A 22,928-nucleotide genomic window follows, 5' to 3' on the forward strand; every position below is an offset into this window, starting at 1 on the left:
CCGGTTCCTGGTAGGACACCGCGGTGCGGCCGGCGTCGTCCCAGATCAATACCTTGAGTGGCAGGCAACCTGGTCGACGACCGCGAAGACCGTCACGCCCCGGGCCTTGAGCAGGTCGAGCAGGTGGGCGACGGTGGCGGCCACCGGGCCGGGGGCGGTCTTCGTCACGAGCGTCATCGGGTGCTTTCCTCCGGGATGCGGGGTGCGGACGGTGCGGGTGCGGGCGGTGCGGGTACGGGCGGTGCCGGAATCGGGAGGGCCGGCGTCCGGGGCGGCAGCAGTCGGCCGCCCACTGCCAGGATGACAGTGCGGACGGCGATGATCGCGACGAACACGGTCAGGGCCGTGATGATCAGTACCGCGTAGCCGCGGGCGAACGGCGGACGGTCCAGGGCGATCCATTGCAGGCTGTAGTTGGCGACGGCGGCCCAGGAGAACACGAAGGCCCAGAAGCCGGGGGCGAAGCGCAGTTTCAGGAAGGTCGGCAGCATCCGGATCTGGACCAGCACCATCAGCACCGCGTAGCCGGCCAGGGCGTGGGAGACCAGGTCGCGCCGGCCGCCGTCGATGGCGAAGTAGGCGATGCCCGCCACCGCCGGCGGCGCCATCTCGATCGCGAGCGTGGGGACGAACGGCTCGGGCAGCTTGCTGTGGAAGAACAGCCGGTTCAGGATCGTCGAGCCGACCAGCGACCAGCACAGCGCGCCGATCCCGAACGCCGCCTCGGCCAGGCCCTTCAGCCCCACCTCGGCGGCGCAGTACGCGGCGACGAACCCGCCGGCCACGGTCGGCAGGAAGTACCCGGGGTGCGCCGAGTCGTGGTCCAGGTCGGCGACGATCCACTCGCCGGTGAGGAACCCGCCGACCAGCAGCGTGGCGACCAGGCCCGCCAGCAGCAGCGCCCGGCCGAGGGCGAACCAGTGCACGGCCAGGGTCGTGGCCAGCAGCATCACGGTGATCGGCGCCAGCGACAGGAACGGGGAGAAGATCCGGTGCCGCAGATCGGCGAGCAGCGTGCGGGTGCCCTGGAGCGCGTAGCAGACGGTCAGCACGGCCAGGACCAGCCCGGCCAGGACGCTGATCGCGTCCGGCACCGCCTCGGCGGTGTGCAGCGTCCGCCCGGCCGCCCGCCACGCCCCGGCCAGTCCGGCCAGCCCGAACGAGATCGCGAACAGGTTCGGCGGGACCCGCGGCCAGTCGCGGACACCGTCGTTCACCAAGCTTCTGATTCCGGTCATGGCCGAGAGTGTCGCCGGGACCGCCGATCGCGAGCATCAGTCAGGTAACCGATGTTGTCCACCCCGCGAGTCCCTACGGTCGGGACGCCAGCGGATCTATCAGCGGAGGAACACATGCAGAACGACGACGGCCGCGCCGGCGCGGAGCGCCCCCGGATGCGGGCAGTGGTGCTTGAGGAGTTCGGGACCGAGCCGGTGCTGCGCAGCCTGGAGCGGCCGGCGCCGGGGCCCGGCGAGGTGCTGGTGCGGATCGAGGCCAGCGGCGTGAACCCGCTGGACCTGAAGATCACCGCCGGGGCGGCGGCGCACGCGCGGGTCACGCCCCCGGCGGTGCTCGGCATCGACCTGGCCGGCGTGGTCACCGAGGTCGGCCCCGGGGTGACCGCGTTCGGCGCCGGGGACGAGGTCTACGGCATGGCCGGCGGCGTCGGCGGGCTGCCCGGCACGCTCGCCGAGTACGCCGCCGTCGACGCCGACCTGCTGGCGGTCAAACCGGCCCGCCTCACCATGGCCGAGGCCGCGGCGCTGCCCCTGGCGGTGATCACCGCCTGGGAAGGGCTCGTCGACCGGGCCCGGGTCGGCGAGCGGGACCTGGTGCTGGTGCACGGCGGCGCCGGCGGCGTCGGGCACGTGGCGGTGCAGCTGGCGCAGGCCCGCGGCGCCACGGTGTTCGCCACCGGCAGCGGCGGCGACCTGGACACCATCCGGGCGCTGGGCGCCGAGCCGATCGACTACCGGACCACGGCGCTCGACGAGTATCTGCGCACCGCGACCGGCGGCGAAGGCTTCGACGTCGTGTTCGACACCATCGGCGGCGCGACGCTGGACCTCTCGTTCGCAGCCGTGCGCACCTACACCGGCCGCGTCGTCAGCATCCTGGGATGGGGCGAGCACAGCCTGGCGCCGCTGAGCTTCCGCGGCGCCAGCTACTCCGGGGTCTTCACGCTGCTGCCGCTGATCACCGGCAAGCACCGGGCGCACCACGGCAGGGTGCTGGCCCAGGCCGCCGAGCTGGTGGACCGCGGCCTGATCACGCCGATCCTGGACCCGACGCCCTACCACCTCGGCGCGGTCGCCGACGCCCATGAGGCGGTCGCGTCCGGCAAGCGCCAGGGCAAGGTGGTCGTGAAGGTCGGGCCGTAGCGGTCGGGCCGTGACGGTCGGGCCGTGACGGTCGGATGACCGATGCTCGTGCCGGGCCCGGGACCGGACTCTGACGAGGAAGCCCACCGCCCCTCGAAAGGGACCGCCATGAGACCCGGCACGACCTCCCCGGACCGGACCGCGAAGCGAACCGCAGAACGTACAGCAGAACCCGAAGACACCGACCGAGCCGCCGAAGCCACCGAAGCTGCCGAAGCCACCGAAACCGCCGGCTCCCCGGCCCGGCGCCTGGCCCTCGCGGCGATGCTGTTCGCGGTGGCGATGACCTTCATCGACCAGACGATCGTCGCCATCGCCTCCCCCACCATCCAGTCCGAGCTCGCCCTGTCCCGGCCCACGACCCAGTGGGTCGTCAACGCCTACCTCCTCGCCCTGGCCGCCGCGTTCGCCTTCGGTGGCCGGCTGGCCGACGTCCTCGGCGCGCGCCGCATGGCCGTGATCGGCATCGTCGGCTTCGCCGGTGCCTCGGTGCTGTGCGGCGCGACCCCGAAGGGTTCGGCGGCCGCGGCCTGGATCATCGGCTTCCGCGTGGTGCAGGGCCTGGCCGGGGCGCTGATGATCCCGGCCGCGCTGGCGATCGTGGTGGCGGCGTTCCCGCTGCGCGAGCGCGGCCGGGCGCTGGCGCTGTTCTTCGGCGTCAGCGGCGGCCTGACCGCGATCGGCCCGATCGCCGGCGGCTACCTGGCGCAGTGGACGTGGCGCTCCATCTTCTGGATCAACGTGCCGATCGCGCTCGTCGCCCTGCTGCTGGCGGCGGCCGCGCGCATCCCGGACCGGCGCCGCCCGGCGCGCATCGACGTCCCCGGCGCGGTCCTCACCGCGCTCGGCATGGGCCTGTCGGTGCTGGGGTTCGAGCAGGCGCAGAACTGGGGCTGGGGCAGCCCGGCGACGTGGGGGTGCGTCGTGGGCGGCCTGGCCGCGCTGGCGGTGTTCGCGGCCCACGAGGCCAGGTCCGCCAGCCCGCTGATCCGGATCCGGATCTTCACCGACCGCGGGTTCGTCGTCGACAACGCGGTGCTGTTCCTGTCGCAGATCGCGTTCGTGCCGGTGTTCTTCTTCGCGAGCGTCTACGCGCAGGTGTGCTTGGGCTACGACGCCAGCAAATCAGGGCTCTACCTGCTGATGATCTTCGCGGGGTTCGCGCCGGCGGCGCAGATCGGCGGCCGGATGCTGGACCGGAGCGGCGCGCGTCGGCCGATGGTGCTGGGTTCGGCGCTGGGCTGTGCGGGGTTCGCGCTGTGGGCCGCGCACTTGGACCGCATGTCGCTGGGGGCGCAGTGGCCTTACATCGTGATGGCCGGCGCGGGGGTGGGCCTGCTGCTGGGACCGGCCAGCACCGACGCCGTGAACCGGGCCATCGGCGCGTCGTACGGGGAGGTCACCGGGATCACCCAGACTGTGCGGAACTACGGTTCGGCGCTGGGGATGGCGGTGCTGGGCACGGTCCTGACCACGGTCCTCACCAGTCGCCTGACCACGTCGCTGACCTCGCTCGGCGTGCCGCCGCCGGCCGCGGCCTGGGCCGCGCGCGCCGCCGCTCGCGACGCCGGTGCGGGCACCGCCGCCGCCCCGCCGGCGATCCGCGCCCGGCTGGACACGTTGGTGGCGCACGATTTCGCGACGGCGACGCAGTGGGTGCTGTACGGGATGGCGATCGCGCTGGGAGTCACGTTCCTGGCGGCGCGGCTGCATCCGGCGCGGCAAGAACGTGAGCACCGGCGGCGTCGAGCTGTTGAACCGGCCGGTCGCTAGTGCCGTTCCTCGGGTACTGCGGCGACCGGAAATCGCACCCGGTCGCCGCAGGCTTGGAACCATCGGAACCATCCTTTTTTCAGTCATTCGACGGAACAAGATCAGCTCGATCGGTCGTTGAATGACATTGTGAACACTCCCCAGCCGGTCACCGGCGAACTGACCACGGCAGCGGTCTTTCTCACCCTGACCATCGACGAGGGCGGCGAGCAGAAGGTCCGCGAGCTGCTGGCCGACTTGTCGGGGCTGGCGCGCTCGGTCGGCTTCCGGGTGCCGGGTTCGGACCTGATGGCCGTGGCCGGGATCGGCTCGGCCGCGTGGGACCGGCTGTTCGGCGGCACCGGGGCGCCGCGGCCGCCGCACCTGCACCCGTTCGCCGCGCTGCGCGGTCCGCGCCATCACGCGCCGGCCACGCCGGGCGATCTGCTGCTGCACATCCGCGCCACCGACTTCGGGCCCTGCTGGGAGCTGGCCCGGCTGATCATGGGCCGCCTGGACGGGGCGGCGCGAGTGGCCGACGAGGTGCACGGCTTCGGCTACTTCGACCGGCGGGACCTGCTCGGCTTCGTCGACGGCACCGAGAATCCGTCCGGCGCCGCCGCCTCCGCGGCCGCGCTGGACGAGGACGGCGGCAGCTACGTCATCGTGCAGAAGTACCTGCACGACCTGGCCGCCTGGAACCGGCTCAGCACCGAGCAGCAGGAGCGCGTCGTCGGCCGCACCAAGCTGGACGACGTCGAGCTGTCGGACGCCGCGCAGGCGCCGGACTCGCACGTCGCGCTGAACCAGGTCTTCGACCCGGACGGCACCCAGCGCCAGATCGTGCGGATGAACATGCCCTTCGGCAGCCTGGCGAACGGCGAGTCCGGGACGTACTTCATCGGGTATGCCGCCGACCCGGCGGTGACCGAGCGGATGCTCCGCAACATGTTCCTCGGGGCGCCGGCGGGTAATACGGATCGCATTCTGGAGTTCTCCACGGCCGTGACCGGCGCGCTGTTCTACGTGCCGCCGATCTCGTTCCTGGACGACGCCGATTCGTTCGCCGCCGACCCCGACCCCGGCCCCGCCACCGACCCCGACGGCCTTGCCGGCCCCGCCGACAGCACAGCCCCCGCAGCTTCCACCACCCGCACCGCCGCCGACGGCTCACTGGGCATCGGCAGCCTCAAAAGGAGCACTGCATGAACAACCTGCACCGCGCCCTCGCCCCGGTCTCCGACGCCGCCTGGCGCCAGATCGAGGAGGAGGCCCGCCGCACCTTCACCGCCACCGTCGCCGGCCGGCGCGTGGTGGACGTCGCGGACGCGGCGGGCCTCCAGGCCGCGGCGGTCGGCACCGGCCACACCCGGGCCCTGCCCGACCCGGCCGCGGGCGTGCAGGCCCGGGCCCGCGAGTCCCGGCCCTACATCGAACTGCGGGTGCCGTTCACCCTGCGCCGCGACCAGATCGACGACGTCGAGCGGGGCGCCGCCGACGCCGACTGGCAGCCGGTCAAGGACGCCGCGACCAGGATCGCGCTGGCCGAGGACCGGATCGTGTTCGAGGGCAACTCGGCCACCGAGGTGGCGGGCATCCGGACCCTGTCGTCGAACCCGGCGCTGGAGCTGCCGGCCGACCCGCGGCAGTACCCCGACGTGGTCAGCCGGGCCCTGACCACGCTGCGGCTGACCGGCGTCGAAGGCCCGTACGCGCTGCTGCTGAGCGCCGAGGCCTACACGGCCGTCTCCGAGAGCGTCGACCACGGCTACCCGATCCACAGCCACCTGGCGAACCTGCTGGAGGGCGACATCCTGTGGGCGCCGGCGCTGGAGGGCGCACTCCTGCTGTCGACGCGGGGCGGCGACTTCGCGTTGCATCTCGGCCAGGACCTGTCCATCGGCTACCTGTCCCACGACGCCGACACCGTGCAGCTCTATCTTCAGGAATCACTGACCTTCCTGGGCGCGACGGCCGAGGCCTCGGTGGCGTTCTGCCCGGCCGGAGGAGCCACGCAGTCAGAGAGCTGACAGCGGGAGCGGCGACGGCGAGGACCGGTTCGGGTCACGGCTTGTGACCCGAACGAGGGTGCGGCGTCCACTTTGGCCTACTATCAGGCACGTGGGGCGTGACGCGTACGCTGGCGCACCCACGGACTCGCCGACTGACACCGACACCGCTTAGCGAGGTGATCATGGCATTGCCGACCTCCGACGGGGCTTTCCGGGATCTGTTCCACCGGGACTCCGCCAACCCGATCCTCACCCCCGACGACTGGCCCTATCCGGTCAACACCGTCTTCAATCCCGGCGCCGCACACCATGCCGGCGAGACCGTCCTGCTGTGCCGGATCGAGGACCGGCGCGGGATGTCCCACCTCACGGTGGCCCGCTCCCCCGACGGCATCCACGGCTGGCGCGTGGATCCCAAGCCCCTGCTGGCCGAGGACCCCGGCGACGCCACCAGCATGTGGGGCGTCGAGGACGGCCGCATCACTTATGTGCCCGAGCTCGAAACGTACGTCATCGCCTACACGGCTTACGGCCCCTCCGGCCCCTGCGTGGCCCTGGCCACCACCGAGGACTTCCTGTCGGTGCAGAAGCTGGGCGCGGTGATGCCCCCGGAGGACAAGGACGCCGCCCTGCTCCCCCGCCGGGTCAACGGCGAATTCGTGCTCTACCACCGCCCGGTCTCGACCCGCGACACCACCCGGCCCGCGGTGTGGCTGTCCCGCTCCCGCGACCTGCGCCACTGGACCGCCCCCGAACCGGTGCTCGCCGGCCGCCAGGGCCCCTGGTGGGACGCGGTCCGCGTGGGCATCGGCCCGGCCCCCATCGAGACCAGCCACGGCTGGCTCGGCGTCTACCACGGGGTGAAGCAGATGCCGGCCGGCCCGATCTACCGCGTCGGCCTGGTGATGTTCGACCTGGAGGAGCCGGCCCGGGTGATCCGCCGCACCCCCGGCTGGGTCATGGGCCCGGAAGCGGACTACGAGACCCGCGGCGACGTGCCGAACGTGGTGTTCCCGACCGGGATGCTGCATGACGCTGAGACCGGATCCCTGCGGCTCTACTACGGCGCCGGCGACTCGGTGATCGCGATGGCGACGGCGGACCTGGCGGAGGTCGTGGACCATCTGATGCAGTACGGGTGATCGAACCCTGATATTTGTGACGCCGCAGGCCCCATGCCTGCGGCGTTTTCGATGGGCGGCGTCAGGCCCCGCAGTAGCCCGGCGGCGACGAGTGGCTGCAGAAGGTCCGATCGGTGGTGCCCTGGACGAAGTCGACAGTGCCGGTGTCCTTGGCGAACTCCATGTGGACCGGCCCCAGCGGAACGCCGTTGGGGATGGCATAGTCGGTCGTCGTGACGGTGCCGTCCGCCGTCGTGGCGGTGGCGGCCGTGAGGGTGCCGGCGCTGTGGTAGGAGCCGTGGACGACGTCGAAGATCTCCAGCGTGAAGGTACCGTCGGCGGCGATCTTGAGGACGCCGAAGTGGGCGATCCATGTGTTCGCGAAGACGCCGAGCGCCAGCGGAGTGGCACTCGGCGAGGGTGAAGCACTGGTGGCGCTGGTGGCACTGATGAGACTGGTGCTGGGCGCGAGCGGAGTACTCGCCGAAGCCACGACGACCGCACTCTTCGCCGGAATCGGCGGAGGCGCTGTCTTCGGAGACTTCGTGACGACCACGGCCGTGATGCCGGCGGTCGCGGTGACGGCCGCGGTGGCCAGGGCAGCGGTTTTCGCCGCGCCGAGCTTGGAATACGCGTGACGCAGGACATGGGGCCGCGGGTAAGGACTCTGCGGCGCGCTCGGAAAGGAACCCGGAGGCTGGCCCATGCTGGGCGACGGCACCGGGGAGGGCGCCGGACCCATGCTCGGCGGCGGAACCGGCGAGGGAACAGGCCCCATGGTCGGCGGCGGCACCGGCGACGGCACCGGCCCCAGCGTCGGCGGCGGCACCACGGCCGGCGGCGCCAACGAGGCCAGCGGCACCACGGCCGGCGGCGCCAACGAGGCCAGCGGCACCACCGGCCCGGCCAGCCCCGGCACCAGGGACAGCACCACCCCCGCGGCGGCCAGCCCGGTCAGCGCGCCCGCCAATACCTGCCAACCGCGCGCCTCCCAGCCCAGGCCGTACCCGGCGACGGCCGCGTGTTCGAGCTCCTCGGCGAACGCCAGCGCCCCGGCCGGGCGCCCGGCGGGGTCCTTGGCCAGACCCCGCAGGATCAGCTCCCGGACCGGCTCCGGAGCGAGCTCCACGGGCACTCGGATCTGCCGATGGGCGTCGGCCCAGCTGTCCAGCCCGGACGAGTCCAGGTCGACCGGCCGGGTACCGGTCACGCACTCGAAGAACACCACCGTCGCGGCGTAGACGTCCGCCGCCGCCGAGGGAGCCGCGCCCGTGAACTGCTCAGGGGCCATATACGGCGGCGTCCCGACGATCTCCGCCGCCTGCTCCCCGGTCCGCACCGCGATCCCGAAGTCGGCCAGCACCGAGGCGCCCTCCGGCCGGACCAGCACGTTCTCGGGCTTGTAGTCGCGATGCACCACCCCGACCTGATGCGCGGCCCCGAGCCCCAGCAGCGAACCCTTCAGAATCCCCAGCGCCGCCTCCGGAGGCATCGCGGCGCCGACCTGCCGCAGCAACTGCCGGAGCGAGGCACCGGGAACATACTCCATGACGATGGCCGCGCCCGCGGGGTCCGCCTCGACGTAGTCGTACAGCCGGACCGTGTGCGGGGATCGGAGCCCGACCAGCGTCCGCGCCTCCCGCCGGAACTCCTCCCGGAACCGCTCGTCCCCCACGAGCCTGGCCGCCAGGTACTTCACCGCCACCGGCGCGCCGTCCGCGACCCGCCGGGCCAGCACCACCCGCCCGAATCCGCCGCGCCCGAGCTCCTGGACGTCCTCGTAGCCCGGCACCTGCCAAGACGCCGCCTGCCCCATCACAACCCCCGCTCGATCCTGATCATGCTGCGGGCACATTAACAGGACTCCATCAGGTCCGGGCCCCTCGGCCCTCGGCCATCAGCACCCTGCGAGCTATTGTCATGATGTGGTCTCCTCGACGCTTCGCCTGGCCGTCGCCCAAACCTCCGTACACCGCGATCCCACTGACATCGGGGCCATCCGCGCCGCGGGCTCCGAAATCAGAACCCTCATGCAGCACGCCCGACTCGCCGGCGCCCGCGTGGTGCAGTTCCCCGAAGGCACCCTCGCCTACGCCGGCCCCGACCCCCTCGACTGGGACCGCGCCGCCTGGCCCGAGCTGCGGGCCCAGGCCGACGCCATCGCGGCGGACGCCCGCGAGCTCGGCCTGTGGGTCGTCTTCGGCGCCCCGCACCGCCTCACCGGCAGTCGGCGCCCGCACAACAGCCTCTACGTCGTCTCCGACACCGGCGACCTCGTGACCCGCTACGACAAGCGCTTCCTCAGCAACACCGAGATCACCAACCTCTACACCCCCGGCACCGAAGCGACCATCGTCGACATCGACGGCACCCGCATCGGCCTGGCCATCTGCATCGAGGCGAAGTTCCCCGAGGTCTTCGCCGAGTACGAACGGCACAACGCCGACGCCGTCCTGCTCTCGGCGGCGACCACCGACCCGATCTTCGCCACGGTCGCCCAGGCCCACGCCGAGTTGTTCTCGATGTGGATCGGCTTCGCCGCGCCGGCCTCCATCACCGGCGCCGCCTCCCCCGTCGCGTCCAACGCAGCCTCCGCCTTCACCTCGAACTCCGGTTCCGCAACCGCACCCCGCGCGGGCCTCATCGCCCCCGGCGGCCGCTGGCTGGCGCAGACCGCCCGCGTCCGCGGCCGTCGCGGCCTCGCGGTGGCCGACATCGACCTCGGCTCCATCTCCTCCGACATCGACACTTCCCGGCGGCTGGCCCGCCCTTGGCGCCGCACGGCGCGCAGCGGCCTGTACGCGCCACACACCGCCAAAGGCGACCCGCGCAGCAAGAACCGCGGCGAGTTCTGAACCAGGTCCTGTCCCCGAGCTCCTCTAAAGTCCACCCCATGACCACCGAGAACAACACCTTGCTGCGCTACATCCGGGGCCAGCGCAACCACGTCCTCGGAATCCTCGAAGACCTGGACGAGAAGACCCTCCGGCACGCGCCGCTGCCCTCCGGCTGGAGCCCTCTGGCACTCCTCAACCACCTGGCCCTCGACGACGAGCAGTTCTGGTTCGCCGGCGTCGTGGCCGCCGACCCCGAGGTCGCCGCCGCCGTGGAGCGCGGCGAGCCCGACGGCTGGCACCTCGACCCGGCCCTCGCCGTCGACCAGGTCTTCGCGCGGTACCGGCAACAGTCCGACCGCACCGACGCCATCATCGAGGCCTGCGACCTGGACGCCGCCCCGGCCTGGTGGCCCCGCTCGGTGTTCGGCGACGACTTCCGCCTGCACACGGTCCGCGAGATCGTGCTGCACCACCTGGCCGAGACCGCCACCCACGCCGGCCATCTGGACATCGTCCGCGAGCAGATCGACGGCCGGCAGTGGATCGTCCAAGGCTGATGATCAGCCCAACGGACTCGTCAGGTCGCCCGCGACTCCCCCCGCCGTCATCCGACGCCGCTCGACCAGCGTCCACAAGGTCGTGGTAGCCACGTACAGCCCGCTGGCCAGCGGCAGCACCAGCGCGCCCAGCACCGTGGTGTACGGCAGGTACCCCACCAGCCGGGCGGCGCCGGCCCGCCGGATCCGGCGCGACGACCACGTCGCGAGCGCCGCCAGGAACGCGATCAGCACCCCGAACACCGCGAGATGACCGAGCTGCACGGTTCCGTGAAACGCCGCCGCCAGATGCGACCCCAGTCCCACGCCGAACAGTCGATCGCCCAGCAGCTCATTGACGTGTCCACCCACCCGGGACGACACGAACAGCCGATAGACCACGATGAACACGGGCACCTGAACCAGCCCGAGCAGGACGCCCGGCGCCGTCTTCACACCGTTGGCGCGGTAGAGCTCCAGCGTCTCGCGCTGCGCACGGAGCGGGTCGTTCTTGTGCTTGCGCTGGAGTTTGGCGACGGCGGGCGCCAGCGCGGCGCGCGCCTGCTGTGCGGCCGTCTGCGTCCGCATCTGCGCGCGGTTGAGCGGATGGAGGCACAGCCGAACGGTGGCGGTGAAGACAATGATCGCGGCGGCCGGGCCGGCACCGCCGAGGACCGGGACGAGGACCGCGGACAAGGCGGTGACGGCGTGGTAGGCCGCGACGATGGCGGGCGTGAGGAAAGACATGGCGAACCCTTCGGAACATCTACCGGACGGATGCTGATCGCCAGCTCGACGGCGCGAAGGCTCGAAGTCTCAAAGGTTCGACGGCGCGAAGGCTCGAAGGCTCAAAGGTTCGACGGCTCGACAGCTGGAGTCAGCGGGATCGGCGAGATGGACCGCCTGACCGGACGCCGGCTGTGTGCCGGGTCGGGTCAGACGGTCGCGGGGTCCAAACCAGGTGCTCGTGGACGGGGCTTCCCGGACGCGTCAGGATCGCGCTGCGGGAGGAAAGCAGTGTCCCGCAATGACGACCGGGCGGCCGCCGCGAAGTGGTCGGCCTGGACGGTTCCGGCGATCAGGACCGAAACCGCGCCGCACCACAGCACCGCGCTCGCCAGGGCCATCAGGGAGGCGGACGCGACGAGCACAGCGGCGTGCTGTCCGCCGAACAACGCCATCAGCAACGCCACCGTGGCGATCAGGCTCGCCAGGTTGGTCGCTCGCGGCGGGGTTCGCAGCGTCATGGCGTCAGCGTACAACCGCCGCTCGCGCTATGTCGCGTCGCATCGTGTCCATGGGCCTCGGGCCCTCAGCCCTCGGGTACAGCTCTCAGTCTTCGAATACAGTCCTCACGCTTCGGGATAGAACAGGAACAGGGTGCACCCGGTCTCCGTGGCGGGCACGTGCCACGTCCCCGCGGGCGCGTGCAGGAACGTGCCCGCCTCGTAGTCGCGGGCACCGTCGTTGAAGACGCCGCTGACGACATAAACCTCCTCCGGCCCGGGGTCGTGCACGTCGCGGTGCGGCCACGACGTGCCCGGGTCCATCTGCAGAAGGTTGGCGGACGCGCCCGACGGAGCGCGCCAGAAGGTGTGCAGGCGAATGCCAGGGAAGACTTCTTGGGGCTCGATGTCGGCGAGGCGGGTCGAGGTGTATCCGGCTTGTTCGAGAATCTCGGGGTACATGCGTCAACCGTGCCCGTCCGAAGATCGTCGCGGACAGAGCTTCCCGCGCCAGGGTGGGGTACTTTCGTGCCGTGCACCGTGTCGTCGCGCTGGTCCGTCCAGTCCAGTCCACTTTCGAGCTCGGCTGCGCGTCCGAAGTGTTCGGGCTGGAGCGCGGCGGGATACCCCGCCGCTATGACTTCGCGGTCTGCACCGAGGCTCCCGGCGAGGTGCAGACCTCCGGCGGCTACTCGATCTATGTCGTGCACGGTCTGGAAGCTCTGGAGACCGCCGACACCATCATCATCCCGGGCTGGGCCCCGGTGGACGCGCCGCTGCCCGACCCGATCCGCCGCGCCCTCCTCCGGGCCCACGGCCGGGGCGCACGGCTGGTCACCATCTGCTCCGGCGTCTTCGCGCTGGCCCGTACCGGCCTGCTGGACGGCCGCTCGGCCACCGCGCACTGGAAGCGCGCCGACCAGCTGCGCCGCGAGTTCCCGGCGCTCACCGTCGAGCCGCACCGCCGCTACATCGACCACGGCGACATCGCCACCAGCGCGGGCGCGGGTGCGGGCATCGACCTGTGCCTCCACCTGGTGCAGCGCGATCACGGCGCCGAGCACGCCGCGCTGGTCGCGCAGCACATGACGCTGCCGCCGTATCGGGCGAGCGAGGCGCGTCAGCAGCTGTCGGCGGCGACGCCGCCGGCCGAGGCGCTCGACGTCCTGCTGACGTGGGCCACCGAGCGTCTCAGCTCTCCGCTGACGGTCTCGGACCTGGCGGGCCGGCTCGGCGTCTCCTCGCGCACGCTGGCCCGCCGGTTCGCGGACAACCTCGGCATCGGCCCCGGCGAGTGGCTGCTCGCGCGCCGCGTCGCCGAGGCCCGGACCCTGCTGGAACAGACCGACCTGCCCGTCGAGGCGATCGCGGTCCGGGTCGGTCTGTCCTCCGCCGTCAACCTGCGCCGGCGGTTCCGGGACCAGGTCGGGACCACGCCTGGCGCCTACCGGCAGGCCTTCCGGGCGGGCGCTGCCTGTTCCGCGGGCCCGGCCAGGCTCGCAAGCCGCGCCGAGCCCGCAGGCCGTGCTCACCCCGCGATGTTCGCCACCTCGGCGATCGCCGTGTCGAGCTGCGCCTCGCCGACGAAGTAGTGCGGCGAGGCCCGCACGATGTCCGTCAGCCCGCGCCGGGACATGTCGAGGTAGGTCGAGGACCGGCTGGAGGTGGTCACCGTCACGTCCCGCGCCGCCAGCGCGGCCTGGACCTGCGCCGCCGACCGGCCGGCCACCGAGAAGGTCACCAGCCCGGCCTTCCGCGCTCCGAGATCGTGCACGGTGACGCCGGGGATCGCGGCCAGTCCGGCGCGCAAGTACGTCGCGCGCTGCCCCACGGCCTCCTCGACCGCCGCCGGCCCGAGCTCCAGCAAGTAGCGCGCCGCCGCGATCAGTCCCAGGCGGCCGGCGACGTCGTTCTCCCAGAGCTCGTACACCCGCGCGTCCGGCCGCAGTTCGAAGCTCTCCGTCCCGGTCCAGGTACCGCCGTGCAGGTCCGCCAGCTTGGGCGCCAGCACCCGCGCCGCCCGATCGCGAACGGCCAGGAACCCGGTTCCTCGCGGGCCGCGCAGCCACTTCCGGCCGGTGCCGGTGACGATGTCGACGTCCAGCGCCTCGACGTCCACGGCCAGCTGCCCCACCGACTGGCAGGCGTCCAGCAGCACCAGCGCCCCCACCGCGTGCGCGGCGTCGCTGATCCGCCGCACGTCGGCGACCACGCCGCCGTTGGTCGGCACGTGGACCACGGAGACCAGCTTCACCCGCTCGTCGAGCAGCTCCGCCAGCGCCTCGGCCGCGAAGGTCCCGTCCGCGTCCGACGGCACCACCTCCACCGACGCCCCGACCGCCCGCGCCCGCATCAGCAGCGGAATGGCGTTGCCGGCGTACTCGACCTCGCCGACCAGCACCCGGTCCCCGGCCGCCAGCGGCAGCGCGTCGAAGGCGGCGAGCCAGGAGCGGGTGGCGCTGTCGGTGAAGGCGATCTGGTCGGCGCGGCAGCCGAGCAGTTCGGCGAACACGCCGTAGCCGGCCTCGAGGTCGGCCTCGCGCTCGTCGGCCGCCTCGTAGCCGCCGATCTCCGCCTCGCGGCGCAGGTGGCCGACGACCTCGTCGAGGACCGGCCGCGGCACCAGCGACGAGCCGGCGCTGTTCAGGAACACGCGGTCCGCCGCGCCCGGGGTGTCTGTCAGCACCTTGGTCATGTCGATCATGCGTCGAGGCTAACGACCTTGTTCGCTCTACGAAAACACAGTTGCCCCGGGTCCCGGACCGGGCCACGGTAATGCCCGTGCCGAAGCCACCCCCGAGCACCGAGTCCCGCCGTCCGTCCCCGCTGCGCCATCCGCTCGCCGCCTGGCGGGCCTCCCGCCGAATACGGGCCCTGAGACTGCTGGCCTCGGTGAGCCCGGGGCTGCTGATCACCGTCGGCGCGTTCGTCCTCGCCGAGGCGGTGCTCCCCAACCTGACCCTGATCGCCATGGGCCACGCCACCGGCCGCATCCCCGCCGCCGCGCGCGACGGCCTGAGCTCCGCGGCCGGGCACGCGCTCCTGGTGGCCCTGGCCGTCGCGGGGGTCTGCTACGGCCTGTCCCTGGTGCGCGGTCCGGTCGAGGACGCGCTGTCGGCGACGGTGCGGGCCCGGATGGTCGTGACGCTGCAACGGCGGCTGGTCGGCGCGGTGAGCGCCCCGGCCGGGATCGCGCACCTGGAGGACCCGGCCACCCTGGACCGGCTGGCCAACGCGCAGGGCCAGCTGATGAACGCCGCGCCGGCCGACGCGCCGATGACGATCGCCTCGCAGCTCGGCGGATGGCTGTCCGGCACGATGGCGTGCGTCGTGCTCTGCACCTTCCGCTGGTGGCTGGGCCTGGCGATGTTCGCGGCCTGGGTGGCGGTGCGGCGGCCGATCGGACTGCTGATCCGCAGCCGGGTCGGCAGCTTCCGCGCCGCCGGGGAGCCGCTGCGGCGGGCCTGGTACCTGTTCGCGCTGGCGACCCGGCCGGGCGCGGCGAAGGAGGCCCGGGTGTTCGGGCTCGGCGGCTGGCTGGCCGCGCAGCACCGCGAGCACTATGTCGCGGGGCTGACGCCGACCTGGCAGGAGATCCGGCGGCAGGGCCGCCGGGTCGCGGTGGTCGCGATCGCGGTCTTCGGGGTGTTCGCACTCGGCGCCGGGACGCTGGGCTGGACCGCCTACCACCGGGAGGTCGGCCTGGGCACGCTGGCGGTGATGCTGACGATGCTGCCGTCGTCGATGGCGGTCGGGTCGGTGTCGATGACCGACTTCCAGCTGGAGATGATGCTCACCGCCGTGCCGGACCTGGACGCGCTGACCGAGTCGCTGGTCCCGGCCGCCGAACCGGCCGACGGCGCGGTGGACCCGGCCGGGATGCCGCGGCGCGACGTCGTGTTCGAGGACGTGGGGTTCCGCTACCCCGGCGGGACGGCGGACGTCTTCGACGGCCTGGACCTGACGCTGCGCGCCGGGGAGTCCACGGCGCTGGTCGGCGTCAACGGCGCCGGGAAGACGACGCTGGTCACGCTGCTGGCCCGGCTGCGGGACCCGGACCGCGGCCGGATCCTGGTCGACGGCGTGCCGCTGGCCGACCTGCACACCCGCGACTGGCAGAAGCAGGTCGCCGTGGTCTACCAGGACTACACGCGCTACCCGCTCACCGCGCGGGAGAACGTCGTTTTGGACGTCCTCGGCGGGCCGGTCGACGAGGAGGCGCTGCGGACCGCCGCCGAGCGCTCCGGCGCCCTGGACCTCGTCGAGGGGCTGCCGCACGGCTGGGACACCGTGCTGTCGCCGCAGTACACGGACGGGCAGGACCTGTCCGGCGGGCAGTGGCAGCGGATCGCGCTGGCGCGGGCGCTGTACGCGATCGCGCGCGGCGCGGGCGTGCTGGTGCTGGACGAGCCGACGGCGCAGCTCGACGTCCGGGCCGAGGCAGCGTTCTACGAACGGTTCCTGGAGATCACCCACGGCGTCACCAGCGTCGTGATCTCGCACCGGTTCTCCACGGTGCGGCGCGCCGACCGGATCGCGGTGCTCGACGGCGGCCGGATCACCGAGCTCGGCAGCCACGCCGAACTGCTGGCCCGGGAAGGCACCTACGCCGAGATGTTCCACAAACAGGCCGCGGCCTTCACCGAGGGGCGGAAGAAGCGATGAGCGGCCTCGAACCGGACCGGGCCCGGCTGCGCCGCCGCCTGTTCGGCGTGCTGGTCGGCTCGGGGTTCCGCGCGGCCCCGGGCATGATGACCGTCTCGACGCTGATGAGCCTGCTGGGCGCGGCCGCCTCGGTCAGCTACCCGATCGGCTACCGGATCCTGGTCGACGCGGCGCTGGCGCACGAAGCCGCGCGGGTCGCGGCCGGGGTCGTGGTCGTCGCGGTGCTGTTCGGCACCGGCTGGCTGCTGCAGATTTTGGCCGTGGCGCAGGGCTCGCCGTTGGTCGACATGGTCAACGTCTACCACGCCGAGCGGATCGCGACGCTGGTCAACGAGGTGCCGGGGCTGGAGCACTTCGAGAACCCCGAGGTGCTGCGGGAGGTCGAGCAGCTGCGCGACGGCCGGCGCGGGCTGGCGGCGGCGCCGCGGCAGCTCACCGGCATGCTGGCGAACGTGATCCGGGTCGGCACCACGGCGGTGCTGCTGGCCACCGTGTATCTGCCGGTGCTGCTGGTGCCGGCCGCGGCGGCGGCCCCGGCCCTGGCCTCCCGGCGCGCCTCGAAGATCGCCAAGCAGAACGAGACCGACGTCGCCGACGACCGGCGGCTGCTCGGGGACCTCTTCGCCATCTCGACGTCCGCCGACAGCGCGAAGGAGCTGCGCACCTACGGCGTCGCCGACGACGTCGCGGCCCGGCACCACCGGCTCGGCGACGCGGTGCGCAAGTCCACGGTCGCCGCGGCGCTGCGCGGGGCGGCGTGGGAGGCCGCCGGGTGGCTGTTCTACGCCGCGTTCTTCATCACCGCGATCGTCGTACTGGTCCTGCGGGCCACCCACGGGCAGGTGTCGGCGGGCGAGATCGTCATGGTCGTCAGCCTGCTGCGGCGGGTCCAGACCCAGCTGTCGACGGCCTCGGACACCGCCGGCAGCCTGGCGGCGTCGGTCCGGAACGCGAAGCGCCTGCTGTGGCTCCAGGACTACGCGCGCCGGCAGCGGCCGACCGGGACGCGGCCCGCGCCGGAGGCGCTGAGCGAGGGCATCCGGCTGGACGCGACCACGTTCTCCTACCCGGGTTCGGACCGCACGGTGCTGAGCGACGTGACGCTGACGCTGCCGGCCGGTTCCACGGTCGCGCTGGTCGGCGAGAACGGCGCCGGGAAGACGACGCTGGTCAAGCTGCTGACCGGGATGTACGCGCCGAGCGGCGGCCAGGTACTGGTGGACGGCGCCGACCTGGCCGACTTCGACCTGGAGGCGTGGCGCGGCCGGGTGACGGCGACGTTCCAGGACTTCGTGCGCTTCCAGACCCCGGCGCGGCAGGCGGTCGGGCTCGGGGACCTGCCGCGGATGGACGATCCGGAGGCGGTGACTGGCGCGGTCGAGCGGGCCGAGGCCGCACCGCTGGTGGCCCAGCTGGCCGACGGGCTGGACACCCAGCTGGGGCGGCACTTCGCCGGCGGGCGCGAGCTGTCGGGCGGGCAGTGGCAGCGGATCGCGCTGGCGCGCGGGCAGATGCGGGAGCGGCCGCTGCTGACAGTGCTCGACGAGCCGACGGCCGCGCTGGACGCGCTGACGGAGGCGGCGGTGTTCGACCGGCACGTGCGGATCGCGGCGGAGCGGCGGGAGGAGGGGGCGATCACTTTGTTCGTGTCGCACCGGTTCTCGACGGTGCGGGCCGCGGACCTGATCGTGGTGCTGGACGGCGGGCAGGTGGTGGAGACCGGGAGCCATGAGGAGCTGATGGCGAGCGGTGGACATTATGCGCAGCTTTATACGTTGCAGGCGCGGGCTTACTTGGACGAGGCGGAGTAGGGCGCTGGATAAGTGGGTGGGGTGGGTCGGGTCAGGTCCGGTCGGGCCGGGGTGAGTCGAGTTGGGCCGGGTCGACTCACCCGTTCGGCGGCTGGATCGGGAACCGCCCGCCGGTCCGGCCGCGATGCCGTGGCCTGCGGTTTAGGCGGAACTCCAGCGGGCCATGGAGGTATGGGCCGTATGGGTGGATGCCGGATAAAGCCTATGTATGAGTTATCTGATCACCGGCAATCGTCCGCTTCGTGACGTCCGGATCTCAAGCAGTGTGTATCGCACCGCGTCCGGCGTCGGTGAAGGGGTTCGACCACATGCGTTCGTTCAAGACCACCGCCATCTCCGCCGCCGTCCTCACCGCGGGCCTCGTGCTCGGCGCCCCGGCGGCCGCGCAGGCGCAGACCTCCGCCGCGCCGCAGGACCACTCGGCGGCGTGCCGGAGCGCGGTGGGCGCGGCGATGAAGGCGGAGCACGCCTACAACGCGGCGGTGTGGGACCTGAAGAAGCAGATCGCGGCCGGCGGCCACCCCGGCATGGCCGAGGAAGAGAACGCCGAGATGCTGAAGGGCGAGGCGGACTCGGCGGCGTCGATGGCGGCGCGCGCCTGCCACCACGCCGGTCCGCACCCGCACGGCGGGATGCACACCGGCGCCGGCAGCACGAGCCAGGGCGTGGCCGGCGGCGAGGTCGCGGGCGGGGTCGGGCTGCTGGGCGCGGCCGGCGCCGGGGCACTGGCGCTGCGTCGGCGGCGGGTGGGCGGCGAAGCCTGAGCACCCGCCATTTCCGAGAGCTGAGCCGGACCGGATATGAGGCTGGTGAAGACCATGCGCGATACCGCAAGCGGAACGGACGCGGACACGGACGCGGATACGGAAACCACCGCGAAGCGGCGGGGCATGTCTGCTCGCGACGTGCTGACGGCGTCACTGGTGTCGCTGGGAGTGTGTGCGGGGATCGTGCTGGTCGCCGACGGCCTGCGCACCGCGAAGCCGCCGCCGCAGCCGACCGCCGCGCAGGCGTTCCAGGCGCCCGGGCCCGCCGCGCCCGCACCCGCGGCCAGCCCGGCGGCGGCGCCGGCCTCGGCGGCCGCAGCCGCCGCGGCCGGATCGGCCGGGTCCGCGGCGGACGCCCTGAAGTTCCAGCCGCTCGACCAGCCGATGCTCGCCCCGGCCACGCCGACCCGGGTCCGGATCCCGGCGATCAGCGTCAACGCGCCGCTGACCGGGCTCGCGCTGGACTCCGGCCGGCACCTGGCGGCGCCGCCGGAGTCGAACCGGAACCTGGCCGGGTGGTACAGCGACGGGACGTCGCCCGGCGTGGTGGGCACGGCGGTGATCGCCGGGCACGTCGACACCCCCGCAGGCCCGGCGGTGTTCTACAGCCTCGGGATCCTGAAGAAGGGCGACGCGGTGGACGTCGACCGGGCCGACGGGCAGACCGCGGTGTTCACGGTGGACGCGGTCGAGGCCTACGACGCGCGCGCCTTCCCCGACGAGAAGGTCTACGGGGCGGCGGCGCGCGCCGAACTGCGGGTGATCACCTGCGGGGCCGGGTTCGACAAGCGGCACAACCGGTACCTGGGGAACGTCGTCGTCTACGCGCACCTGACGGACGTGCAGGGGTCGCAGGCGGCGGCCGGGCACTGATTCGGGGCAGGGGCTCAGGCCACTGGCTCGGCGACCGGGGCGACCGGGGCGACCGGCTCGGCCGGCTCGACCGGGGCGACCGCCGCCGCGGCCGCCGCGGTGCCGATCGCGTGGTCGTCGTCGGAGGACGGGGCACCGGAGACCCCGAGCGCGCCGATGACGCGCCCGCCGTCGGCCGAGCGGATCAGCACTCCCCCGCCGTAGGGGACGAACGAGCGGGTCTGCGCGAGCGTCAGGCCGGTCCCGAACAGCGGGGCGCCGGGCTGGATGGCGCCGGTGAGGTGGATGGTGTCGGCGCCGACGCTCACCGCGGTGTAGGCCTTGCCGATCGCGGTGTCGATGGTGATGAGGGTGGCGCCGTCCATCCGGCTGAAGGCGACGAGGTTGCCTCCGGTGTCGACGACCGCGAAGGCCGCCGTGACCCCGGCCGCTTCGGCGCTCTGGCGGGCGGCGGCAATAGCGGTCTCCGCGGCGATGTGGCCGATGTTCATCGTTCTGTCTCCGGTTCCTGTTCGGTGGATGACTCAAGCTTGGGGCACCGGGAACGGGTGTGGAGAGTCGGCGTTTGTCGTGGTGTCGGGACCACCACCTTGGGGACGCGAAGTCCGGTTGCGGCTGTGCGCCCGGATACACGGTCGCCGTGCTCGGGCGAGTCCTCCGATACTTGGTGGTGCAATCTGTGAACCCGCCTACCCCGGCCACCCGGAGGGACGACCGCGATGCTCGTGCGCGTACAAGGTCAGATCGTCGACAGCTACCCGCCCCTGCCACCTGAGGTGGCGCGCGGCTCGGTACGCCGCGTCACCGAGGTCGGGGAGACGATCCTGAGCCGGCCTTGCCGCGAGGTGACGGAGTTCGGCACTCCGGAGCTGGCGACGCTGATCGACGACATGTTCGCGACCATGCACGTCGCCGAGGGCGCCGGTCTGGCCGCCAACCAGGTGGACGTGAGCCTGCGCGTGTTCGTGTACGACTGCCTGGACGGCAAGGGCGGCCGCCACGTCGGGCACGTCGTCAATCCCGTCCTGGAGGAGCCGGATCCGCACGAGCGCCGCCTCATCGACGACTTCGAAGGCTGCCTGTCGGTTCCCGGGGCGCGGATGTCCGTCCCCCGCACCGACCGCGCCGTGGTCCACGGCTTCGACAAGGACGGCCGCCCGCTCACCATCGAGGGCGCCGACTACTTCGCGCGCTGTCTGCAACACGAGACGGACCACCTGCGCGGCGCCATATACCTGGACCGCCTGCCCAGGCGCGACCGCAAGGAAGCACTGCGGCAGATGGGCGAGCGGCGCGAGCAGATCTTCGCGCGCCGGTCGACCCGCGCCGCCGCCTTGCAGCAGGGATAGGGCCGACGCGGCGTTTCAGTGGGGGCGGGGGTCGACGCGGCGTTTTCAGTGCGGGCCGGGGCCGACGCGGCCTCTTCAGCGCGCGTCGGGGGTGCGAGTCCGCAGGACGCAGAACTCGTTCCCTTCCGGGTCGGTGAGCGTGACCCAGGTGGCGTCGTCGCCTTTGGCCCACGCCCCGCCCTTCGGGCGCCGTCAGCGGGGAGCCGATGGAGACGACGTCGTCTCCTTCTTCGTCCTGGACCTCGTAGCCGAGGACGGCGCACCAGAATCGGGCCAGGGCGCGGGGATCGGCGCAGTCGACGGCGAGTTCGGTGAATTTGCTGACCATTCCGAGGACTCTAGATCAGGACCCGGCTGAAGCAGCGCGGGCGGGACCACCAGACGCGTCGCGGGCCCACGCGTCAGCATCGTGTGCGACTGGCCGAGGGTGAGGGCGAGCAGCGCCGCGATGGTTACCGCCTGCTGCGCCGCGGACCAGCCCTCGGCGAGCAGCGCGAGATGGGTCAGCAGGGTCAGGAGCATGCCCCGGCCGACGATCGCAATGGTGGAGATGAGCATCGTCTCGCGGCGGGGATGCGTCTCGGTCCGGAGGCGGTCGAGCAGCCAGAGCGCGGCGGCGAGCTGTGTGAGGATCGAGGCCGTCAGCACGGCGCCGGGATGCGGCGTGGCGACCAGCATCGCCCCGGTGCCGGCGGTCCAGCACCCGGCGCTGAAGCGGCAGGTGCGGGCGCGTCCGCGGCGGACGAGGAACGTGCGCTTGCCGTACATGGTGTCGCCCCGGACGTCCCGGAAGTCCTTCAGCACGATCCGGCCGACGAATCCCAGCGACAAGCCTGCGACCATCAACGCGTCCCGGCCCGACAGGTGCGCGCCGACCACCACGCGCCCGAGCAGGTAGGGCAGGACGACGAAGCACACCGCCAGCGTCACCGCCGCCAACGCCCCACGCTCGGCCAACCGCACCGGCCGCAACGAGTACGCGGCCCCGACCACCAACTCCGCCGCGACGACGGCGAACGGCGCCAAGCCAAGGAACGCCGCGGCACCGAGAGCGACCACCGCCGCCCCGACCGCGACCCCGACCATGTCCCGCCGCGCCGTCCCCCCGAAGACCAACGGCCGACTGGGATCCCCGGCCAGATTGACGGCGTCGATCGCCATATCCGACAGATCGTTGCACGCCACCGAGAACACCTGGCACGCGACCAACGGCAACAACGCCCGGACCAGCAGAAGCAAACCATGAGTGGAAGCCGCGCCGTCCATACCGAGCGCCAGGTGCAACATCAGCAACAGAAACACCGGCGGCCGCGACAACGCAACCAAGACCCGAACCCGCGCCCTCATTTGTTGCTCCCCCAGTTGTTCAACGCGCTGGTGACCATCAGCGAGAACCCGACAACGGCCACCCCGCCCAGCACCAGACACACGCCCACCACCATGCCGAACACTTCCCACCGCGACCGCTTCCGCCGGCGCAAAGGCGCCCGCCTGCCCCCGCCCGGCCCATCCGGATCAGCCACAGCGTCCTCCCCTGTCGGGTCCCCACGTGCCCGTGGCGGACGCACATGCCCGCCCCACAGATCAGGATCGCAGCG

At 72.6% G+C, this 22,928-nt stretch carries 23 protein-coding genes and 1 pseudogene; 13 read left to right on the forward strand and 11 right to left on the reverse strand.

All coding sequences use genetic code 11. The features are described from left to right. Positions 1-45 precede the first annotated feature (45 nt). Both ABD481_RS23695 and ABD481_RS23700 read right to left on the reverse strand, forming a co-directional pair. Positions 46-177: a DUF302 domain-containing protein gene (locus ABD481_RS23695; RefSeq protein WP_344667937.1), complete on the reverse strand. Its 132-nt coding sequence runs from the start codon at positions 175-177 to the stop codon at positions 46-48. Next, entirely contained in the window at positions 174-1,238 is a 1,065-nt protein-coding gene (locus ABD481_RS23700; protein WP_344667938.1) for an SLAC1 family transporter, read from the reverse strand. The genes ABD481_RS23695 and ABD481_RS23700 overlap by 4 nt, the downstream gene beginning before the upstream one ends. A 114-nt stretch (positions 1,239-1,352) precedes the next feature. On the opposite strand from ABD481_RS23700, the gene ABD481_RS23705 reads away from it, so the two are divergent. From ABD481_RS23705 to ABD481_RS23725, 5 genes are all read left to right on the forward strand, one after another. After that, a complete protein-coding gene (locus tag ABD481_RS23705; RefSeq protein ID WP_344667939.1) occupies positions 1,353-2,381 on the forward strand; it encodes a zinc-dependent alcohol dehydrogenase family protein in 1,029 nt (342 codons plus the stop codon). A gap of 108 nt (positions 2,382-2,489) precedes the next feature. Then, positions 2,490-4,154 (forward strand): MFS transporter, encoded by a 1,665-nt coding sequence (locus ABD481_RS23710; RefSeq protein WP_344667940.1) that lies wholly within the window; start codon positions 2,490-2,492, stop codon positions 4,152-4,154. A 129-nt stretch (positions 4,155-4,283) separates the two neighbouring features. Continuing rightward, positions 4,284-5,342: a Dyp-type peroxidase gene (locus ABD481_RS23715; protein WP_344667941.1), complete on the forward strand. Its 1,059-nt coding sequence runs from the start codon at positions 4,284-4,286 to the stop codon at positions 5,340-5,342. Then, positions 5,339-6,163 (forward strand): family 1 encapsulin nanocompartment shell protein, encoded by an 825-nt coding sequence (locus ABD481_RS23720; RefSeq protein WP_344667942.1) that lies wholly within the window; start codon positions 5,339-5,341, stop codon positions 6,161-6,163. The genes ABD481_RS23715 and ABD481_RS23720 overlap by 4 nt, the downstream gene beginning before the upstream one ends. Positions 6,164-6,327: 164 nt before the next feature. Continuing rightward, positions 6,328-7,287 carry a glycoside hydrolase family 130 protein gene (locus tag ABD481_RS23725; protein WP_344667943.1) on the forward strand — a complete coding sequence of 320 codons (960 nt, stop codon included), beginning with the start codon at positions 6,328-6,330 and terminating at the stop codon, positions 7,285-7,287. 61 nt (positions 7,288-7,348) lie between these two features. On the opposite strand, the gene ABD481_RS23730 is transcribed toward ABD481_RS23725, so the two are convergent. Further along, positions 7,349-9,082: a serine/threonine-protein kinase gene (locus tag ABD481_RS23730; protein ID WP_344667944.1), complete on the reverse strand. Its 1,734-nt coding sequence runs from the start codon at positions 9,080-9,082 to the stop codon at positions 7,349-7,351. Between the two features lie 109 nt (positions 9,083-9,191). On the opposite strand from ABD481_RS23730, the gene ABD481_RS23735 reads away from it, so the two are divergent. Next, positions 9,192-10,121, forward strand: a complete 930-nt coding sequence (locus ABD481_RS23735) for a carbon-nitrogen hydrolase family protein (protein WP_344667945.1) — start codon at positions 9,192-9,194, stop codon at positions 10,119-10,121. A 38-nt stretch (positions 10,122-10,159) separates the two neighbouring features. Continuing rightward, entirely contained in the window at positions 10,160-10,660 is a 501-nt protein-coding gene (locus ABD481_RS23740) for a mycothiol transferase (RefSeq protein WP_344667946.1), read from the forward strand. Positions 10,661-10,663: 3 nt separating this feature from the next. Here ABD481_RS23740 and yidC read toward each other — a convergent pair whose 3' ends face one another. The 3 genes from yidC to ABD481_RS23755 all read right to left on the reverse strand — a co-directional run bounded on the left by yidC (position 10,664) and on the right by ABD481_RS23755 (position 12,327). Next, the gene (yidC, locus tag ABD481_RS23745) at positions 10,664-11,386 is read right to left on the reverse strand and encodes a membrane protein insertase YidC (RefSeq protein ID WP_344667947.1); all 723 of its coding nucleotides are present in this window, start codon (positions 11,384-11,386) and stop codon (positions 10,664-10,666) included. 188 nt (positions 11,387-11,574) lie between these two features. Continuing rightward, positions 11,575-11,886 carry a DUF6412 domain-containing protein gene (locus ABD481_RS23750; RefSeq protein WP_344667948.1) on the reverse strand — a complete coding sequence of 104 codons (312 nt, stop codon included), beginning with the start codon at positions 11,884-11,886 and terminating at the stop codon, positions 11,575-11,577. A gap of 105 nt (positions 11,887-11,991) precedes the next feature. Continuing rightward, a complete protein-coding gene (locus tag ABD481_RS23755; protein WP_344667949.1) occupies positions 11,992-12,327 on the reverse strand; it encodes a cupin domain-containing protein in 336 nt (111 codons plus the stop codon). Positions 12,328-12,398: 71 nt separating this feature from the next. On the opposite strand from ABD481_RS23755, the gene ABD481_RS23760 reads away from it, so the two are divergent. After that, complete coding sequence (locus ABD481_RS23760; protein ID WP_344667950.1) at positions 12,399-13,457, forward strand: helix-turn-helix domain-containing protein; 1,059 nt, start codon at positions 12,399-12,401, stop codon at positions 13,455-13,457. On the opposite strand, the gene ABD481_RS23765 is transcribed toward ABD481_RS23760, so the two are convergent. Continuing rightward, the gene (locus ABD481_RS23765; RefSeq protein WP_344667951.1) at positions 13,394-14,569 is read right to left on the reverse strand and encodes an aminotransferase class V-fold PLP-dependent enzyme; all 1,176 of its coding nucleotides are present in this window, start codon (positions 14,567-14,569) and stop codon (positions 13,394-13,396) included. The genes ABD481_RS23760 and ABD481_RS23765 overlap by 64 nt on opposite strands. A gap of 77 nt (positions 14,570-14,646) precedes the next feature. Here ABD481_RS23765 and ABD481_RS23770 point away from each other — a divergent pair, with 77 nt between their 5' ends. The 4 genes from ABD481_RS23770 (at position 14,647) to ABD481_RS23785 (ending at position 19,981) form a co-directional block, all read left to right on the forward strand. Then, positions 14,647-16,530, forward strand: a complete 1,884-nt coding sequence (locus ABD481_RS23770) for an ABC transporter ATP-binding protein (protein WP_344667952.1) — start codon at positions 14,647-14,649, stop codon at positions 16,528-16,530. After that, on the forward strand, positions 16,527-18,341 hold the full coding sequence (locus ABD481_RS23775) for an ABC transporter ATP-binding protein (RefSeq protein WP_344667953.1): 1,815 nt from the start codon (positions 16,527-16,529) through the stop codon (positions 18,339-18,341). The genes ABD481_RS23770 and ABD481_RS23775 overlap by 4 nt, the downstream gene beginning before the upstream one ends. 308 nt (positions 18,342-18,649) lie before the next feature. Next, positions 18,650-19,105, forward strand: coding sequence for a hypothetical protein (locus ABD481_RS23780; RefSeq protein ID WP_344667954.1), 456 nt, complete (start codon positions 18,650-18,652; stop codon positions 19,103-19,105). A gap of 126 nt (positions 19,106-19,231) precedes the next feature. Continuing rightward, positions 19,232-19,981: a class F sortase gene (locus ABD481_RS23785; protein WP_344667955.1), complete on the forward strand. Its 750-nt coding sequence runs from the start codon at positions 19,232-19,234 to the stop codon at positions 19,979-19,981. A gap of 14 nt (positions 19,982-19,995) precedes the next feature. Here ABD481_RS23785 and ABD481_RS23790 read toward each other — a convergent pair whose 3' ends face one another. Then, on the reverse strand, positions 19,996-20,472 hold the full coding sequence (locus ABD481_RS23790) for a GlcG/HbpS family heme-binding protein (protein WP_344667956.1): 477 nt from the start codon (positions 20,470-20,472) through the stop codon (positions 19,996-19,998). A gap of 228 nt (positions 20,473-20,700) precedes the next feature. On the opposite strand from ABD481_RS23790, the gene def reads away from it, so the two are divergent. After that, entirely contained in the window at positions 20,701-21,330 is a 630-nt protein-coding gene (def, locus tag ABD481_RS23795; protein ID WP_344667957.1) for a peptide deformylase, read from the forward strand. Between the two features lie 75 nt (positions 21,331-21,405). On the opposite strand, the pseudogene ABD481_RS23800 reads toward def, so the two are convergent. The 3 genes and pseudogenes from ABD481_RS23800 to ABD481_RS23810 form a co-directional block, all read right to left on the reverse strand. Next, a pseudogene (locus tag ABD481_RS23800) lies at positions 21,406-21,607 on the reverse strand (VOC family protein). Next, entirely contained in the window at positions 21,523-22,677 is a 1,155-nt protein-coding gene (locus ABD481_RS23805) for a UbiA family prenyltransferase (RefSeq protein ID WP_344667958.1), read from the reverse strand. The pseudogene ABD481_RS23800 and the gene ABD481_RS23805 overlap by 85 nt, the downstream one beginning before the upstream one ends. After that, positions 22,674-22,853 (reverse strand): hypothetical protein, encoded by a 180-nt coding sequence (locus ABD481_RS23810; RefSeq protein ID WP_344667959.1) that lies wholly within the window; start codon positions 22,851-22,853, stop codon positions 22,674-22,676. The genes ABD481_RS23805 and ABD481_RS23810 overlap by 4 nt, the downstream gene beginning before the upstream one ends. Positions 22,854-22,928: the final 75 nt, after the last annotated feature.

It is taken from the genome of Catenulispora yoronensis, assembly GCF_039531695.1.
In the GTDB taxonomy this organism is placed as follows: Bacteria; Actinomycetota; Actinomycetes; order Streptomycetales; family Catenulisporaceae; genus Catenulispora; species Catenulispora yoronensis.

What these genes read in the sequence shown, in the direction of transcription:
- ABD481_RS23695 (WP_344667937.1), bottom strand. Translation starts at nt 177, where the DNA reads ATGACGCTCGTGACGAAGACCGCCCCCGGCCCGGTGGCCGCCACCGTC.
- ABD481_RS23700 (WP_344667938.1), bottom strand. Translation starts at nt 1,238, where the DNA reads ATGACCGGAATCAGAAGCTTGGTGAACGACGGTGTCCGCGACTGGCCG.
- ABD481_RS23705 (WP_344667939.1), top strand. Translation starts at nt 1,353, where the DNA reads ATGCAGAACGACGACGGCCGCGCCGGCGCGGAGCGCCCCCGGATGCGG.
- ABD481_RS23710 (WP_344667940.1), top strand. Translation starts at nt 2,490, where the DNA reads ATGAGACCCGGCACGACCTCCCCGGACCGGACCGCGAAGCGAACCGCA.
- ABD481_RS23720 (WP_344667942.1), top strand. Translation starts at nt 5,339, where the DNA reads ATGAACAACCTGCACCGCGCCCTCGCCCCGGTCTCCGACGCCGCCTGG.
- ABD481_RS23725 (WP_344667943.1), top strand. Translation starts at nt 6,328, where the DNA reads ATGGCATTGCCGACCTCCGACGGGGCTTTCCGGGATCTGTTCCACCGG.
- ABD481_RS23730 (WP_344667944.1), bottom strand. Translation starts at nt 9,082, where the DNA reads ATGGGGCAGGCGGCGTCTTGGCAGGTGCCGGGCTACGAGGACGTCCAG.
- ABD481_RS23740 (WP_344667946.1), top strand. Translation starts at nt 10,160, where the DNA reads ATGACCACCGAGAACAACACCTTGCTGCGCTACATCCGGGGCCAGCGC.
- yidC (WP_344667947.1), bottom strand. Translation starts at nt 11,386, where the DNA reads ATGTCTTTCCTCACGCCCGCCATCGTCGCGGCCTACCACGCCGTCACC.
- ABD481_RS23750 (WP_344667948.1), bottom strand. Translation starts at nt 11,886, where the DNA reads ATGACGCTGCGAACCCCGCCGCGAGCGACCAACCTGGCGAGCCTGATC.
- ABD481_RS23755 (WP_344667949.1), bottom strand. Translation starts at nt 12,327, where the DNA reads ATGTACCCCGAGATTCTCGAACAAGCCGGATACACCTCGACCCGCCTC.
- ABD481_RS23765 (WP_344667951.1), bottom strand. Translation starts at nt 14,569, where the DNA reads ATGATCGACATGACCAAGGTGCTGACAGACACCCCGGGCGCGGCGGAC.
- ABD481_RS23775 (WP_344667953.1), top strand. Translation starts at nt 16,527, where the DNA reads ATGAGCGGCCTCGAACCGGACCGGGCCCGGCTGCGCCGCCGCCTGTTC.
- ABD481_RS23780 (WP_344667954.1), top strand. Translation starts at nt 18,650, where the DNA reads ATGCGTTCGTTCAAGACCACCGCCATCTCCGCCGCCGTCCTCACCGCG.
- ABD481_RS23785 (WP_344667955.1), top strand. Translation starts at nt 19,232, where the DNA reads ATGTCTGCTCGCGACGTGCTGACGGCGTCACTGGTGTCGCTGGGAGTG.
- ABD481_RS23790 (WP_344667956.1), bottom strand. Translation starts at nt 20,472, where the DNA reads ATGAACATCGGCCACATCGCCGCGGAGACCGCTATTGCCGCCGCCCGC.
- def (WP_344667957.1), top strand. Translation starts at nt 20,701, where the DNA reads ATGCTCGTGCGCGTACAAGGTCAGATCGTCGACAGCTACCCGCCCCTG.
- ABD481_RS23805 (WP_344667958.1), bottom strand. Translation starts at nt 22,677, where the DNA reads ATGAGGGCGCGGGTTCGGGTCTTGGTTGCGTTGTCGCGGCCGCCGGTG.